The organism is Bradyrhizobium sp. LHD-71 (assembly GCF_031157255.1).
Classification (GTDB): Bacteria; Pseudomonadota; Alphaproteobacteria; order Rhizobiales; family Xanthobacteraceae; genus P52-10.
On sequence record NZ_JAVIFX010000004.1, the window covers coordinates 367,103 to 381,474 of the forward strand.

The window sequence follows — 14,372 nt, forward strand, 5'->3', positions numbered from 1 at the left end:
GTTGGACTCCGTCTGCCTTTGGGCGCAAATAGCCCTACCATCCCCGGGGACGACGACTGTTTGTGATTGCGGGGATTAAGTTAACCTTTTGCCGACGCTTGAAGCAACGCCATGGCCCGCAAGCACTCGCCTCATGACTGGACCGACCTCGACTTCGGCGCCCTTGCGTCGGGCGAGCCGGCGCATCTGATCGCGGTGCTACCGCTGGCAGCAACTGAGCAGCATGGACCGCATCTGCCGCTCGGCACCGACATCATGATCGGCGAGGCTTACCTGGCCCGCGTGCGCGAGATTTTGCCGCAGACCTCGCCGGCGCGTTTTCTACCGATCCAGCCGGTCGGCATCTCGACCGAACACATCGATTTTCCGGGCACGCTCACGCTCTCGAACGAGATGGCGTTGCAAAGCTGGCTCTCGATCGGCGACAGCGTCGCCCGCGCCGGCGTGCGCAAGCTGGTGATGGTGACAAGCCATGGGGGCAACAGCGCCGCCATGAGCCTGGTCGCGCAGGATCTCCGCGCACGGCACAACATGCTGGCGGTGACCACTGGCTGGTCGCGCTTCGGCGTGCCGGACGGTCTGTTTACAGCGGAGGAAATCCGGCACGGCGTGCATGGTGGCGCGATCGAGACCTCGATCATGCTCGCGGCGTGGCCTGATCAGGTGCGCGCCGACAAGATTGCGACATTCACACCGTCGAGCGTTGCGATGGACCGGGACTTCAAATGGCTGAACGCCCATCGACCGGCGCCGTTCGCGTGGGCCGCGCAAGACCTGCACCCAAGCGGCGCCGCCGGCGATGCGACGCAGGCCTCCGCAGAAAAAGGACGCGCGCTGCTCGAACACGGCGCACGCGCGTTCTGCGAACTGCTTGAGGACGTCGAAAAGTTCGACATGAAACGGTTTGGAAACAAATGAAACCGTCAGGAAATAATTCTAGGCGCCACCAGAGGTGCTTTAAGTCTTTGATCTAACGATAAATATCGATCGGCGCGCGACGGCGCCCGGACGTTCGAACCGATCCGGAAAAGCCTTCGACGAACGGGTATGCGGACCGCACGGACCGCTCCACAACGGAGACACCCATGTCGATCAAGACCAAGCTTGCTACCCTCGCTGTTGCAGCTCTCGCCGTCACCGGCGGCATCGCAGCCTCCACCCAGACCGCGTACGCCGGCCCGAAGGGCAAGGCGATCGCGGCGGGCCTCGTCGGCGCAGCGATTGTCGGCACGACATTCGCAGCCATGAGCCAGCCGCACTACTACCATCCCGTCCGCCATTGTGCGTGGAAGCCACAGTTTAACGTCTTCGGCCAGTTCGTCGGCCACGCCCGTGTTTGCCACTACCACTGATCGCTGGAATGACGTTCGTACCGGCGCAACCTCAACTCCGTGTACGAACGTCGAAGTGGTCGATGCCTCTTTGTTCCTAACGGTCTCAGACGAAATCGCCGCGAAGTGATGCAATCGTTCGAATCGGCACCCGAATGCAGGCTATCGGATCGCTGACAAACTTCCGCCCCCATCACCATCGCGGCAGCCCGCCCATTACATCTGGGCGGGCTATTTTTGTCCAATGAGTCAATCGGTTCCCAAACTGGAACCAAATCCGAGGACATCGACTTATTGCCCTGGCAGGGGCTCTCGCCACAGCGAGAACGCTTTGGTATGCCGCTTAAAGGGGCATATCACGCAGTTGGATCGACGAATTCATGGGGTGATCGACCAATCGGCCAACAAATCGCCCGATCCGGACCTCATGACGCGCGTCTATTCAGCTTTCGCTCATCTCCCTCCAGACAGTTTTCGTGCTGAGAAGCGCCGATCCAAGCGATGGAAAACGACATGAATGTCAGAGAGTCCATCGTCTCGAGCAGCGTCGCCGCCCCGCATGCCGCCGATGACGACCTCTGGTACAAGGACGCAATTATCTACCAGCTGCACGTCAAGGCCTTCGCCGACAGCAATAATGATGGCATCGGCGACTTTGGCGGCCTGATCGAGAAACTGGACTACCTGCAGGAGCTCGGTGTCACGGCGCTGTGGCTGATGCCGTTTTATCCGTCGCCCGGCCGCGACGACGGCTACGACATCGCCGATTACGGTGCGATCAATCCCGACTTCGGGACCATGAAGGATTTCCGCCGCTTCATCGCCGAGGCTAAGCGGCGCGGGTTGCGCGTCATCACCGAGTTGGTCATCAACCATACTTCCGATCAGCACCCGTGGTTCCGCCGCGCCCGACGCAGCGGCCCGGATTCCAGCGCGCGCAACTGGTACGTCTGGAGCGAAACCGACCAAAAATATGACGGCACGCGAATCGTCTTTCCCGACGTCGAGAAGTCGAACTGGACGTGGGATCCGGAGGCGAAGGCCTACTATTGGCACCGCTTCTTCGCCCACCAGCCGGACCTGAATTTCGACAATCCGCGCGTGGTCGACGCGGTGCTGCGTGTCATGAAGCGATGGCTCGACGCCGGCGTCGACGGCTTCCGCCTCGATGCAGTGACATACCTTTGCGAGCGCGAGGGAACGCGAAACGACAATCTCACTGAGACCCACGCGGTCATCAAGCGCCTGCGCAAGGAAATGGACGCCTTCGCCAGGGGCCGCATCTTTCTCGCCGAAGCCAACCACTGGCCCGAGGACGTGCAGGACTTCTTCGGCAAGGGCGATGAATGCCACATGGCGTATCACTTCCCGCTGATGCCGCGCATCTACATGGCGATCGCGCAGGAAGATCGCTTTCCGATCGCTGACATCCTGCGCCAGACCCCGGACATTCCGTTCAACTGCCAATGGGCGATGTTCCTGCGCAACCACGACGAGCTGACGCTTGAAATGGTGACCGACAGCGAGCGCGACTATCTGTGGTCGACCTATGCCGCCGATCCCCGAGCGCGCATCAATCTCGGCATTCGCCGTCGTCTTGCACCGTTGATGGACAACGACCGGCGCAAGATCGAGCTGATGAACTCGCTTCTGATGTCGTTCCCCGGCACACCGATCCTCTATTACGGCGACGAGATCGGCATGGGCGACAACATCTATCTCGGCGACCGCAACGGCGTCCGCACGCCGATGCAGTGGTCGCCGGACCGCAACGGCGGCTTCTCCCGCGCCGATCCGGCAAGGCTCTATGCGCCCGTCATCATGGACCCGGTCTATGGCTATGAGGCGGTGAATGTGGAAGCGCAGTCCCGCAGCATCTCCTCGCTGCTGAGCTGGACCAAGCGCCTGATCGCGGTGCGCAAGTCGACGCAGGCCTTCGGCCGTGGCGCGATGACGTTCATTCGGCCGAACAACCGCTCGGTGCTGGCCTATATTCGCCGATACGAGGATGAGGCCATCCTCTGCGTTGCCAACCTGTCGCGCTCGGCGCAGGCCGCCGAGCTCGATCTCTCGCCGTGGCGGGGTCGCATTCCGCTCGAGATGTTGGGGCGCACCGAATTTCCGCCGATCGGCGACCAGCCCTACATGGTCACGCTCTCACCCTACGGCTTTTACTGGTTCAAGTTGATGGAAAAGCCGGTCTCGCCGCACGACGCGCCGGCGCTGGCGCCGGAGGTCGAGACCCTGGTGATCCCGGCGGGATCCACCTGGGAATCGCTTGGCCGCACCCGCGGCGTGTTCGAGCGGGAGGTGCTGCCGCCGTACTTTGCACGCGCCCGCTGGTTTGCCGGGCAAGGCAGCACGGCCATATCCGTGTCCGTCACAGGCGCAGTTCCGTTTGCGGCAAACAACGACAACACCGCCGTGCCGTGGCTCGCGATCGTCGAGACCCACAAGCCGCATGCCGGCCGCTACCTGATCCCGATGCAGATCGAATGGAAGAAGTTCGATCGCGAACATTACAATCCGCAGGCCTTGTCGGCGGTCCGCCAGACCTCGCGCGAAGGAACGCTGCTCGACGTCGCGCCGGATCCCGAATTCATCACGTTGCTGCTGGACAACATGCGCGCCAACGCCTCGACCGAGGCGCTGGGCTACCGACTGGAGTTCAAGGCGACTGCCGAGTTCGAAAAAAAGCCGTTCAACAAGGCTTCGTCGGTGAAGCCGATCGAAACCGGGCACGCTAGTACGACGCTGCATGTCGATGACCGTTACGTCGTCAAGCTGCAGCGCAAGCTCGAGGCGGGCGTCGATCCCGAGATCGAGATCGGCAGCTTTCTCGCCGGCGTCGCCGGCTTTGCCAACACGCCGGCGCTGCTCGGCACCGTCAAACTGGTGCATGACGGCCATCGGACCGCCGTAGCAAGCGTGCACCAGTTCGTGCAGAACCAGGGCGACGCCTGGGCAGTGACGTCCGCGTATCTCGACCGTTTCATCGACGAGCAGCGCGTGATTACGACGACGCATGCCAAGGTGGAGAGCGACGAGCAGGTTTCCTATCAGCGCTACATGACGCAGGCGGGCCGGCGCATCGCGGAAATGCAGACCGCATTGGCGAGCCGTGACGACCTCGAGGATTTCCGGCCGGAGCGGGCCACACCTGCGAGCACGAAGCATCTGGTCGACGACGCCATCAAGCGAGTGGACCAGCTCTGCGAGAGCCTCACCCAGGCGCGTGACCGGATGACCGACGCGGACCGGATACTGGCCGACCGGCTGCTTGCGGCCCGAACGAAGCTCAAGGCCTGCTTCGAGGAGTTGCTGGAGATTCCGCTCGACTGGCTCAACATCCGCCACCACGGCGACTTCCACCTCGGGCAGATGCTCGTGGTGAAGGACGATCTGTTCTTCGTCAATCTCGAAGGCGAGCCATACCGGCCGCTGGCTGATCGCCGACGCAAGGCGCCGGCCGCCCGCGATGTCGCCGGCGTGCTGCGCTCGATCGAATCATCGGTCGCGGCGGCACTGCAGCGCGCGCGGAAAGTCTCGTCCGACGATCAGGGCAAGCTCGCCTCAGCGCTCGACCAGTGGCGCGATCAGTCGATTGCGACATTCATGACCGCCTATCACGAGACCCTCGGCGAAACGAGGCTCTGGCCGGAGACGCCGCAAGCGGCCGAATGCATGCTGCGGTTCTTCCAGCTCGAGCGGGCGATTTACGAGATCGATTTCGAGCTCAACAACCGGCCCGACTGGGCGCGGTTGCCGATGGCTGCCGCGTTACGCCTACTCGAAGGCTGAGCCCGAACCGCTCAGCCTGAGAGCGTCACGCTCCAACGGCACACGTTCGAATCGTGTCAGTGGGTGCGCAACTTCGAACTGCGTACTCCAAAACCCGCTGCTTCGAGCTCGAGGCGGCGACCAGCGTGCGCATGAGCACGCTGGCTACCCTCGTTGTGATCTGAGCCGATCCGGGGCAACATTGGCTCACTTCATCCAGGACGGCAGCGGCAGGTTCTTCTTGCGCAGGAAGTCCGGATTGAAGAGCTTGGACTGGTAGCGCTGACCGCCATCCGCGAGGATGGTGACGATGATCTTGCCGGGGCCGAGATCACGCGCAAGGCGCATGGCGCCCACGATGTTGATCGCGCTCGAACCGCCCAGCACCAGCCCCTCATGCGCGACCAGGTCGAACAAAACGGGCAGCGCTTCCTCATCAGTGATCTGGTACGCCATGTCGATCGGCGCATCTTCGAGATTCTTCGTAATGCGAATCTGACCGATCCCCTCTGTGATCGAATCGCCTTCTGCCGTCAGCTCGCCTCTCGTAAACCAATTATAGAGCGCGGCGCCCATTGGATCGCTGAGGGCGACCTTCACGTCGGGATTGCGTTCCTTGAGGGCACGCGCAACTCCACCCAGAGTCCCGCCACTGCCGACGGCACAGGTGAAGCCATCAACTTTTCCCTGCGTCTGCTCCCAGATTTCCGGGCCGGTCGTCCGGTAGTGACCCTCGCGGTTGGCGACGTTGTCGAACTGATTTGCCCAGAATGCGCCCAGCTCCTCAGCGAGGCGGCCGGAATAGCGAGCATAGTGGCCGGGATTGGAATAGGGCACGGCGGGTATCAGGCGCAGATCAGCGCCGCATAACCGCAGCATGTCCTTCTTCTCCTGACTTTGCGTGTCGGGCATGACGATGACGGAGCGGTAGCCGCGCGCATTGGCTACGAGCGCAATGCCAATGCCGACATTGCCGGCTGTGCCTTCCACGATGACGCTACCAGGCTCGAGGACACCGCGCTGCTCGGCGTCGTTTATGATCGACAGAGCGGCTCGATCCTTGATCGAACCGCCCGGATTGAGAAATTCGGCCTTGCCGTAGATCTCACAACCGGTGATTTCCGACGCCGCTCGCAGCTTGATCAATGGCGTATTGCCGATGGAGTCCAGGAAACCAGATCGAACGTTCATGATTGCCCCCGCTTCGACAGTGGTTCGATGCCAATTTTGAATTGATTTCGGAAACTTCTTTGTCGCTCGGCATGCGAGATGGGAAATTCTGTTGTTTCTGTGCTCCCGCTACCAGGCAGACACGACGCTGAATGCTGAAGCGGAGAATAAAGCTCAGTAGAGCGATATTTCACGAGTCGTACAATCTTCGTTTTTATCGCCGCGGCCACCGATCATCTTTGCAAATTGGCCCCTCACCTCGATCGCGAGATACGCCCTCCGAAGCACGGCTTCTTGCGATATCGGAAAACGCAGCAGCGTCAGCGGTCCAAAATTCTGGCACTATGGCATACCGCATCTTCGCCTTGGCGGCGTATGCCTTGCCCAGCCTCGCTTCCTGAAGCTTCAGCTCTGCAGCATCGTTTCCAAGGTGGACGCGATCTCCAGCAGCTGCCGGTCGGCGTTCCTGCGACCGATCAACATCAGTCCAGCGGGAAGACCATCGACCGATAGCGGCAGCGAGATCGATGGGCAATCGAGCATGTTGGCAACGCGCGGGTTGCGAAGCACCAGCCCGTTGAACTCATGAAACGCACTCTCTTCCTCGACGGACGACAGAAGCGGCGCACGAATCGGCGTCGTCGGCAGAATGAAGACTTCATTCTCGGTGAAGCTCTGTTCAAAGGATCGGACTGCAGCGTGCCGGAGTCGCAGCATGCGCACATAATCGACAGCCAGGATGCCCGCACCCGCTTCGATGCGAGCCTTGGTTTTCGGATCGATCCCATCGAGACAAGAGATGCCGAGGCCGCGCAGCGTCGCGCCGACCTCGATGGAAGGAAACGTGCCGATCCTGTCGATGTCGGCGATGTCATTCAGCGCGGGATCGATCGAGCCGTCGTCGATCCGCACACCGTGCGACCGAAGCCGCTGCACGGCGGCCTCGAACGCGTCCAGCACGCCAGCCTCGCAGCGGTCAAAGAGCCGGCCGCGTGCGATCGTGAGGCGGAAGGTTTCCGGCGTTGCCGGTTCAGGTGATGCCGGCTGGGCCTGCGTCGGCGTTTCGCCTGTCAGCACCTCATCGGTCATAACGCAGTCCGCCACGCTCGCGGCAATCGGACCGATCGTGTCGAGGCTCGAGGACAGCGAAAAGGCACCTGCCGTCGAAATCCGCCCGCTCGTCGGCTTGAAGCCAACCGCGCCGGACAACGCCGCGGGAATCCTAATCGACCCGCCCGTATCGCTGCCGATGGCGATCTCGGCCATGCCGTCGACGACCGATACGACGGCGCCGGACGACGAACCACCCGGCGCCCGCTTGCGGTCGCTCGGATTTCCCGGCGTGCCATCGTGCGGATTGGTGCCGAGGGCAGAGAAGGCAAACTCCGTCATCTGCGTCTTGCCGATGATGACCGCGCCCGCCGCGCGCAGGTTCTGCAGGACGACAGCGTCACCGACAGCGGCTGGCAGTCCGCGCAGCACGGCGGAGCCGGAAGTCGTCACCCCGCCCGCAACATCGAACAACGCCTTCACCGAGACGATGCGGCCGTCCATCGGTCCGCGCGTCGAGCCGGTCGCCGCACGCCGGTCAGCTGCTGCGGCCTCATCCCGCGCATTATCGTCAAAGACGGCCGTAAAGACTTTGCTGCCTTCCGTCTCTGGCGACCGAATGCGATCGAGCGCCGCCTCCAGTCGCTCCACAGCGGACCGACGCGATCGGTTCGGAGTATCAGTCATTGTTGAGGAAGGCCTTTCGGGTAGGGCGATCAGGAAACGACCGGCAGCACTGCGATATCGTAGCCGTGGGTAAGCGCCCGGTCGAGCACAGGATCCCGCAACTCCAGCTCGAACCGCGACCCCGGCCGGATGCCGCCGATCGCGCCGGGCGTGCCGCAAAACATCAGTGTTCCGGCAGGAAGCGTATCCGCGCCGGCATAGCGGCGGATCAGGTCGCGCGGCGTCCGCAGCGACGAAACCGGGCTCTCCTGATAGAGCACCCGCTTGCCGTCGATCGTCGCCCACGAGCGAAGCAGCAGTTGATCCCAATGTCCCTCGATTTCCGCGTAGGACCATAGCTGCGCTCCGACCGGCTTGCCGCAAAGCTGCTTCGAGAGCGCAATGCCGGAAGCCTCCGCTTTCCGATCGGTGTGATCGGATCCAATTCCGATCCAGAGACCGTCGGCCATCGCCACCACGATCGGTTCGACCTCGCCGGAACTGTCCGGTCCGAGCACGGTCAGACAGCTCGCTTGCGTCAATGTCTGCGCCGCGACACGGTAGTAGAGCGGCGTGGTGGAGGGACGCGGAATGCCGAGCGCGGCGAGCTCCTCGATGTGATGCTCGATCGCTGCGGCATCCCTACCCGCCCATCCTGCGATCACGAGCGACTTGATCTCGATGCCGATGTGATCGGTCTGGTCCTTCGCGATGCGGTCAAATTGCAGAAGCATGGGTGGTCCTGTCCTTGGCCGATGTAACGAGAATTTCGCCGCGCTCGATCTGCAGCGTCCGATCGGCGATCCGGTCGAGCAGCGCTGGCGACGATTCGGTGATCAACATGGCAAGCTCCGGCCGGCGCTTACGCAACTCGCCGAGCGTGCGCGCATAGTCCAGCGCCAGCGCCGGTGCCAGGCCCTGGAACGGTTCGTCGAGCAGCAGCACTCTGCGCGCGACCGTCAGCGCGCGACCGAGCGCAACCATCTTGCCCTGCCCGCCCGAAACGCCGCCCGCCGGCCTCGACCGCATGACCTTCAGCTCGGGCAGCAGACCGTAGACCTCGTCAAGCTTGCGCGCCGTCTCGGCCCTGTCGAGCTTGAGTGCCAGCGACGGAAGCCGGATGTTCTCTTCCACGCTCAATTCCGGAACGAGGCGACGATCCTCGGGCGCATAGCCGATGCCGGCATGCGCGCGATAATGCGGCGGCATCCGATCGAGATCTTCGGCCGCGAGACGAATGGAACCGCTATCCAGGCGCAGGAGCCCCATGATCGCGCGCAGCGTCGTGGTCTTGCCGGCACCGTTGCGCCCGATCAACACCGTGGTCTTGCCCTCGTCGATGCCGCAGCTGACCTCGCGCAACACGCGCACGCCTTCGATCGAGACATTGACCTTGTCGAGGCTCAGCATCATGCCACTCCCACGACGCGCTCGCGAACCTCGGCGTTGCTGAACACCTTGTCAGGCAGCCCTTCGGCCATGATGTTGCCGGCGTTCCAGACCAGCACGCGGCTGGCGTAACGGGCGACCACTTCCATGTCGTGCTCGACGAACAGCGCGGTGATCTGCTGGTGGCGCAGCGCGCCCATCAGCGCCTCCATCAGCTGGAAGCGTTCGAGCGCGCTCACGCCGCTGGTCGGTTCGTCCAGCAGCAGCAGCCGTGGTTTGAGCGCCAGCGCGACCGCGATGTCCAGCAGCTTGCGATGTCCCTCGGGCAAAGTGCTGCTGATCCGCTCGCTGTCGTCGGCGAGCCCGACCAGTTCAAGCAGCGCCTTTGCCTCTTCGCGCCGCGCCGCGGTCTCAAGCGGGCGGACCGCACTCCACAACCCGCGCTTCGCCGCCAGCGCGAGCATCATGTTGTCGATCACGCGCTGGGCAGAAAACAGCTGCGGAATCTGAAAGGCACGCGCGACGCCGCGGCGCGCGATCGCCCGTGGCGACAGCTGGGTGATGTCCTGGCCATCGAGCTGAACGCGGCCCGATTTCGGCCGGATATAGCCGGTGCATATATTGAGCAGCGTCGTCTTGCCCGAGCCGTTCGGTCCGATGATGGCGAGAAATTCGCCGTCACGAACCTCCATGCTGACGCCGTCGGCGGCCTTGACCCCGTTGAACGCGACGTGAAGGTCCTTTGCCTGCAGGATCGGGCGCGTCATAGGCTGGACGCCTCCTTGCGGGACAGAAGCCCGTAGAAGCCTTGCGGCATGAACATGATCACGATGATCAACGCGACGCCGACGATCAGATTCCAGGCGTCGGTCACGGTCACGGCCGCACTGTGGAGCAGCTCCAGGAACAGTGCGCCGAGAAACGCACCGGGCACGCCACCGATTCCGCCGAGCACGGCGATCAGCACGAGATGGCCGGAGGCGGTCCAGAATGCAAACTCCGGCACCACGCGACCGATCGCAAATCCGGCGATCGCGCCACCAAGCCCCGCCAGCGCCGCCGAAACGACGTAGGCGATCAGCAGAACCGCCCAGACTGGAATCCCGAGATATTCGAGCCGGATCTCGTTGGTGTGGACCGCGGAGAGCGCGTGCCCCAACGGGCTGTTGAGGTAGCGATGGACGGCAAAGCCGACGAGCACCATCAGCGTCAGGCTGAGATAGAACAGGACGCTCTTGAAAGCAGGCTCGGCGAGCACGACACCGAAAATGCCGGGAATGGGAACAGCCATGCCGTCGGTTCCCCCTGTGACGCCGTAGAGCTTGGCGCACAGCGCATAGAATACCATGGAGACCGCAAGGTTCAGCATCGCGAAGAAGATCGCGCGATAACGGACAAGAAACGCTCCTGCAACGGCTCCGAACAGCGCGGCGGTCAGGACCGAGAGGATCAGCAGCACCGCGAAATCATTGACCCCGGCGCGCGCCAGGAATGCGACGCCATAGGCGCTCGCGGCAAAGAACATGGCGTGACCGATCGAGATCAGACCGGCGCGGAGAAGAACCGCAACACCGAGGGCCGCAAAGCCCTTGGCGATCGCAAGTGTCAGCACGAATTGCAACCAGGGTGCAAACACCGGCAGTGCTGCAAGGATGAGAACCGCAGCGGCGGCAAGGATCATTCGCATCATATCCTCCGCGCCGTCACCGACCCGAACAATCCGTAGGGGCGGATCAGCAGAACGACGAGCATCGCCGCATATGGCGCGACCGCATCCAGCGCCGGCACCCAATAGATCGCGAGCACGCGCGCCAACCCCACGATCACCGAAGCCACCGCCGCGCCTTCGATCTGCCCAAGGCCCCCGATCGCCGCCACCGCGAAGGCGAGCACCATGATATCGGCCCCCAGTCCCGGTGCGACGCCGGAGGTTGGCGTCGCGAGCGCCCCTCCCAGCGCGGCGAGGAACACTCCGAGCGAGAACGCCAGGATGAATATGCGGTTGGTGTCGATGCCGATCGACTGCGCCATCTCGCGGTCGGCGACGACAGCGGTGATGAGCCGCCCGAGCCGGGTGTGGTTGATCAGGAGCCGCAGCCCGATCACGACCAGCAGCGCCAATCCGATCAGCAGGATCTGGTAGTTCAGGTAGACGACCCCGCCGATACTGGTCGTGCCAAGCAACCGCATCGGCGCATCTTCGTAAAAGGATTGCACGCCGAAGATCAGGCGCTGCAAATCCTCCAGGATGAGGAAAAGCCCGAAGGTGATCAGAATCTGAACCGCTTCCGACTTGCCGTAGGTCCATCGGATCAGGCTGCGCTCGATGAGGGGACCGAGCGTCGCCGCAACGAAGACCGCACTGAACAGCAACGCGACGAACGACAGGTACGGATTGAGCTGCCGGCTCGCAATGAACAGGCAAGCCGACGCCGCGACATAGCCACCGATCGAATACAGAGTGCCATGAGCCACGTTCAGCACGCGCAGCACACTGAACACCAGCGTCAGGCCGACCGCCGCGAAGAAGATCAGCGCGGCACTGGCAAGACTGTCCAGCAGCAACGGGATGATGGCATTCGACATGGACTGGGCCCTGGATGGTTGGAGGAGCCAGGCGGCCGCGACGGCCGCCTACTTGTAGCTCCCCGGCTTCGGCAGGCTTTTCGCGAATTCCGGCTTCAGCATTGAGATCCAGGCCAAGGGATCCTGGCCTGCCTGAGGCATCAGGCTGTCGCCCTTGTACCGGACCATCTCGCCAATCACAGGGAACGGCTGCGCCGGCGCTTTCATGGTGACGCCGACGATCTGGTCGACGAGGCCGTCGTTGTCGGCACGGGTCTGCGTCGTGCCGGTCAGGGTCGCAACCTTGCTTCCCTTCATGGCATCGGCCAGTTCCGCCCGTGTCGGCCACTTCCCGCCATTCTTCTGCATCGCGGCCTTGTACGCCGCCTTCACATAAATCAGCGTGTTGGCCATCTTGATGGACGGGAACACCGGATATTCCCCGAAGCGCGCCTTGTAGCTTTCCGCGAACTTTGCGGTTTCTGCATTTGCCTTGGCATCCGGCGACATCCACCAGCCGTCGCCCAGCACGCCTACGATCACGCCATCAGGCAGAGGCACGCGTTGCAGCACGGTCTCGCCAAGCGCGAGGATCACCTGGCTGGAGGTGAACAGCCCGCGCGGCGCAGCCTGGCGCACGAAGTTTTCGAGGTCGGCGCCCCAGAGATTGGAGAAGACGACATCCGGGCGCGCGGTCGTCAGCCGCGAGATCTCGGTCTGGTAGTTCGGCGAACCGAGCTTCGGAAACAGCTCGGCCACGACCTGGACGTCGGGCTTCAGCGCCTTCAGCGCCGCAGTGAAGATCTTGGCCGCGTCATGACCGAACGCATAGTCCGGATTGATGATCGCAATCGTCTTCACATCCGGCTTACGCTCCAGAAGATAGATCGCGTAAGCGATGAATTCAGGCACGGTGTTGCCGTTGGGACGGAACACATACTTGCTCTTACCGTCCATCAAAAGCTGATGGGTGTCGCAATTCCATCCGACCGTCGGCACTTCGAGCTGCTCCGCGATGGGCGCCAGCGCCAGACAATTGGCGCTCGACAAGGCGGCAATCATCACCTGGTTCTTGGCGTCGCCCGCGAGACGGCGATACTCGGCAATGACCCCCTGCGCGCCTTGTGCTTCGTCGACATAGGTCGCGCTGACGGGCACGCCCTCGATGCCGCCCTTGGCGTTGATTTCCTCGATCATCAGGTCGGCGGCGTTCTTGCCGGGCATGCCGTACGCCGCCGCAGGACCCGATGTGAACGTGAAGATGCCGAACCCCAATGAGGCAGGCTTTTCTTGCGCGGCGACTGGTGCCGATGCCGCAAGACCAACAAGCGCGAGCGCAGACAAGCCGTTCGTCAGCTTCATGATCCCCTCTCTCGTTAGATTGTTTACTGTTTCGAGCGAACGCATTGGTGACGCCATGTCGGCGTCAGACCGGATCGAAGTAGTGCATCTCCAGCAGCAGGCAGCCATTGACGGACTTGAAGGGGCCATGCGGCGCGTGCGGCGGCCGGCAGGCGTAGGTGTTCGGCGGGAAGCTCTTGCCGCCCTCGCCCTTCTCATCGTTGCCGACGATCAGGTCACCGGAGACCAGGTAAACCTCTTCCCAATACTCGTGGGAGAACGGCGCGGTCGTATAGACGCCCGGCGCAAAGCGGAGCAGCCGCGTGCGCGTCCCGCGCCGGTTCTGCTCGTCGAGTGCGCCCGAGATGATCTTCTGCTGGATACCGTCCGGATATCCGGCCGGCGTCTCCCAGCCGGAATTCATGTCGAGCGTGTAGAATTCGTCGTGCTTCTTGTTCACAGGCATGGGTGTCTTCCTTGGTCAGGCGGCTTTGCTGGACGTCGAGACGCCGTTGAGGTCATAGGAATCGAGCATATTCTGAACCAGCTGGTCGGCGCCTGCCCAGTCGTAGGTGCGGTACGAGTGCCCCTTGGTGACAAAGGTCGCGCCGGCGTAGAACATCTCATACTGCTGATGACGCGAGCCAAACTCGGATCCGACGGCATCCCAGGCGAGCTTGTAGAACTTCACGCGGTCATGCGAGTTCGCCTTTGGCGACTGCTGGGTCTTGCCGATGAGCGCGGCGATCTCGGGATTGGCGAAGTCGGCGACCGAAGAGGGCAGCATGATCATGCCGCCACCGGCGAGCTCGCGCAGCGTGGAGAGGATGTGCGAATAGAGTTGCTGCGTCAGAACCTGCGCGGAATAGAGCGTGTGCCGGTCAGGGATGAAATAGGGGCCGACCTGCTTGCCCTTCGCTTCCATGGCCGCGACCAGCGCGTCCACCATGCCGGTCTCGGCGGCGAGCTGCCCCAGCATCTCGCGCACCTGCGGAAACTGGGTGACGCCGTTCATCTCGGCGATGCGATGGGCCAGGCCAGTCAGGAACTTTAGTTTCACGCTCAGACGGACCATCGCCT

Annotated in this window: 13 protein-coding genes; 3 read left to right on the forward strand and 10 right to left on the reverse strand. The window is 62.8% G+C overall.

Translation table 11 applies throughout. From position 1 onward, the window contains the following. The first annotated feature begins 111 nt into the window (after window positions 1-111). The 3 genes from RCO31_RS06350 to treS all read left to right on the forward strand — a co-directional run bounded on the left by RCO31_RS06350 (window position 112) and on the right by treS (window position 5,132). Window positions 112-918 carry a creatininase family protein gene (locus RCO31_RS06350; protein WP_308967383.1) on the forward strand — a complete coding sequence of 269 codons (807 nt, stop codon included), beginning with the start codon at window positions 112-114 and terminating at the stop codon, window positions 916-918. 167 nt (window positions 919-1,085) lie between these two features. Next, window positions 1,086-1,352 (forward strand): hypothetical protein, encoded by a 267-nt coding sequence (locus RCO31_RS06355; RefSeq protein ID WP_308967384.1) that lies wholly within the window; start codon window positions 1,086-1,088, stop codon window positions 1,350-1,352. Window positions 1,353-1,844: 492 nt separating this feature from the next. Then, window positions 1,845-5,132, forward strand: coding sequence for a maltose alpha-D-glucosyltransferase (treS, locus tag RCO31_RS06360; RefSeq protein ID WP_308967385.1), 3,288 nt, complete (start codon window positions 1,845-1,847; stop codon window positions 5,130-5,132). 186 nt (window positions 5,133-5,318) lie between these two features. Here treS and RCO31_RS06365 read toward each other — a convergent pair whose 3' ends face one another. The 10 genes from RCO31_RS06365 to RCO31_RS06410 form a co-directional block, all read right to left on the reverse strand. Next, window positions 5,319-6,302, reverse strand: a complete 984-nt coding sequence (locus RCO31_RS06365; protein ID WP_308967386.1) for a cysteine synthase A — start codon at window positions 6,300-6,302, stop codon at window positions 5,319-5,321. A gap of 384 nt (window positions 6,303-6,686) precedes the next feature. Beyond that, complete coding sequence (locus tag RCO31_RS06370) at window positions 6,687-8,018, reverse strand: amidase family protein (RefSeq protein WP_308967387.1); 1,332 nt, start codon at window positions 8,016-8,018, stop codon at window positions 6,687-6,689. A gap of 29 nt (window positions 8,019-8,047) precedes the next feature. Continuing rightward, window positions 8,048-8,731 (reverse strand): DUF2848 domain-containing protein, encoded by a 684-nt coding sequence (locus RCO31_RS06375; RefSeq protein ID WP_308967388.1) that lies wholly within the window; start codon window positions 8,729-8,731, stop codon window positions 8,048-8,050. Next, the gene (locus tag RCO31_RS06380) at window positions 8,715-9,407 is read right to left on the reverse strand and encodes an ATP-binding cassette domain-containing protein (protein WP_308967389.1); all 693 of its coding nucleotides are present in this window, start codon (window positions 9,405-9,407) and stop codon (window positions 8,715-8,717) included. Before RCO31_RS06380 ends, RCO31_RS06375 begins: the two co-directional genes overlap by 17 nt. Continuing rightward, window positions 9,407-10,153, reverse strand: a complete 747-nt coding sequence (locus tag RCO31_RS06385; protein ID WP_308967390.1) for an ATP-binding cassette domain-containing protein — start codon at window positions 10,151-10,153, stop codon at window positions 9,407-9,409. Before RCO31_RS06385 ends, RCO31_RS06380 begins: the two co-directional genes overlap by 1 nt. Then, a complete protein-coding gene (locus RCO31_RS06390) occupies window positions 10,150-11,073 on the reverse strand; it encodes a branched-chain amino acid ABC transporter permease (protein WP_308967391.1) in 924 nt (307 codons plus the stop codon). Before RCO31_RS06390 ends, RCO31_RS06385 begins: the two co-directional genes overlap by 4 nt. Beyond that, the gene (locus tag RCO31_RS06395; RefSeq protein WP_308967392.1) at window positions 11,073-11,972 is read right to left on the reverse strand and encodes a branched-chain amino acid ABC transporter permease; all 900 of its coding nucleotides are present in this window, start codon (window positions 11,970-11,972) and stop codon (window positions 11,073-11,075) included. Before RCO31_RS06395 ends, RCO31_RS06390 begins: the two co-directional genes overlap by 1 nt. A gap of 48 nt (window positions 11,973-12,020) precedes the next feature. Beyond that, on the reverse strand, window positions 12,021-13,313 hold the full coding sequence (locus RCO31_RS06400; RefSeq protein ID WP_308967393.1) for an ABC transporter substrate-binding protein: 1,293 nt from the start codon (window positions 13,311-13,313) through the stop codon (window positions 12,021-12,023). A 64-nt stretch (window positions 13,314-13,377) separates the two neighbouring features. After that, complete coding sequence (locus RCO31_RS06405; protein ID WP_308967394.1) at window positions 13,378-13,758, reverse strand: cupin; 381 nt, start codon at window positions 13,756-13,758, stop codon at window positions 13,378-13,380. 15 nt (window positions 13,759-13,773) lie between these two features. Then, on the reverse strand, window positions 13,774-14,372 hold a 599-nt coding region (locus RCO31_RS06410; protein ID WP_308967395.1), incomplete at its 5' end, for a 4-hydroxyphenylacetate 3-hydroxylase C-terminal domain-containing protein.

What these genes read in the sequence shown, in the direction of transcription:
- RCO31_RS06350 (WP_308967383.1), top strand. Translation starts at nt 112, where the DNA reads ATGGCCCGCAAGCACTCGCCTCATGACTGGACCGACCTCGACTTCGGC.
- RCO31_RS06355 (WP_308967384.1), top strand. Translation starts at nt 1,086, where the DNA reads ATGTCGATCAAGACCAAGCTTGCTACCCTCGCTGTTGCAGCTCTCGCC.
- treS (WP_308967385.1), top strand. Translation starts at nt 1,845, where the DNA reads ATGAATGTCAGAGAGTCCATCGTCTCGAGCAGCGTCGCCGCCCCGCAT.
- RCO31_RS06365 (WP_308967386.1), bottom strand. Translation starts at nt 6,302, where the DNA reads ATGAACGTTCGATCTGGTTTCCTGGACTCCATCGGCAATACGCCATTG.
- RCO31_RS06370 (WP_308967387.1), bottom strand. Translation starts at nt 8,018, where the DNA reads ATGACTGATACTCCGAACCGATCGCGTCGGTCCGCTGTGGAGCGACTG.
- RCO31_RS06375 (WP_308967388.1), bottom strand. Translation starts at nt 8,731, where the DNA reads ATGCTTCTGCAATTTGACCGCATCGCGAAGGACCAGACCGATCACATC.
- RCO31_RS06380 (WP_308967389.1), bottom strand. Translation starts at nt 9,407, where the DNA reads ATGCTGAGCCTCGACAAGGTCAATGTCTCGATCGAAGGCGTGCGCGTG.
- RCO31_RS06385 (WP_308967390.1), bottom strand. Translation starts at nt 10,153, where the DNA reads ATGACGCGCCCGATCCTGCAGGCAAAGGACCTTCACGTCGCGTTCAAC.
- RCO31_RS06390 (WP_308967391.1), bottom strand. Translation starts at nt 11,073, where the DNA reads ATGCGAATGATCCTTGCCGCCGCTGCGGTTCTCATCCTTGCAGCACTG.
- RCO31_RS06395 (WP_308967392.1), bottom strand. Translation starts at nt 11,972, where the DNA reads ATGTCGAATGCCATCATCCCGTTGCTGCTGGACAGTCTTGCCAGTGCC.
- RCO31_RS06400 (WP_308967393.1), bottom strand. Translation starts at nt 13,313, where the DNA reads ATGAAGCTGACGAACGGCTTGTCTGCGCTCGCGCTTGTTGGTCTTGCG.
- RCO31_RS06405 (WP_308967394.1), bottom strand. Translation starts at nt 13,758, where the DNA reads ATGCCTGTGAACAAGAAGCACGACGAATTCTACACGCTCGACATGAAT.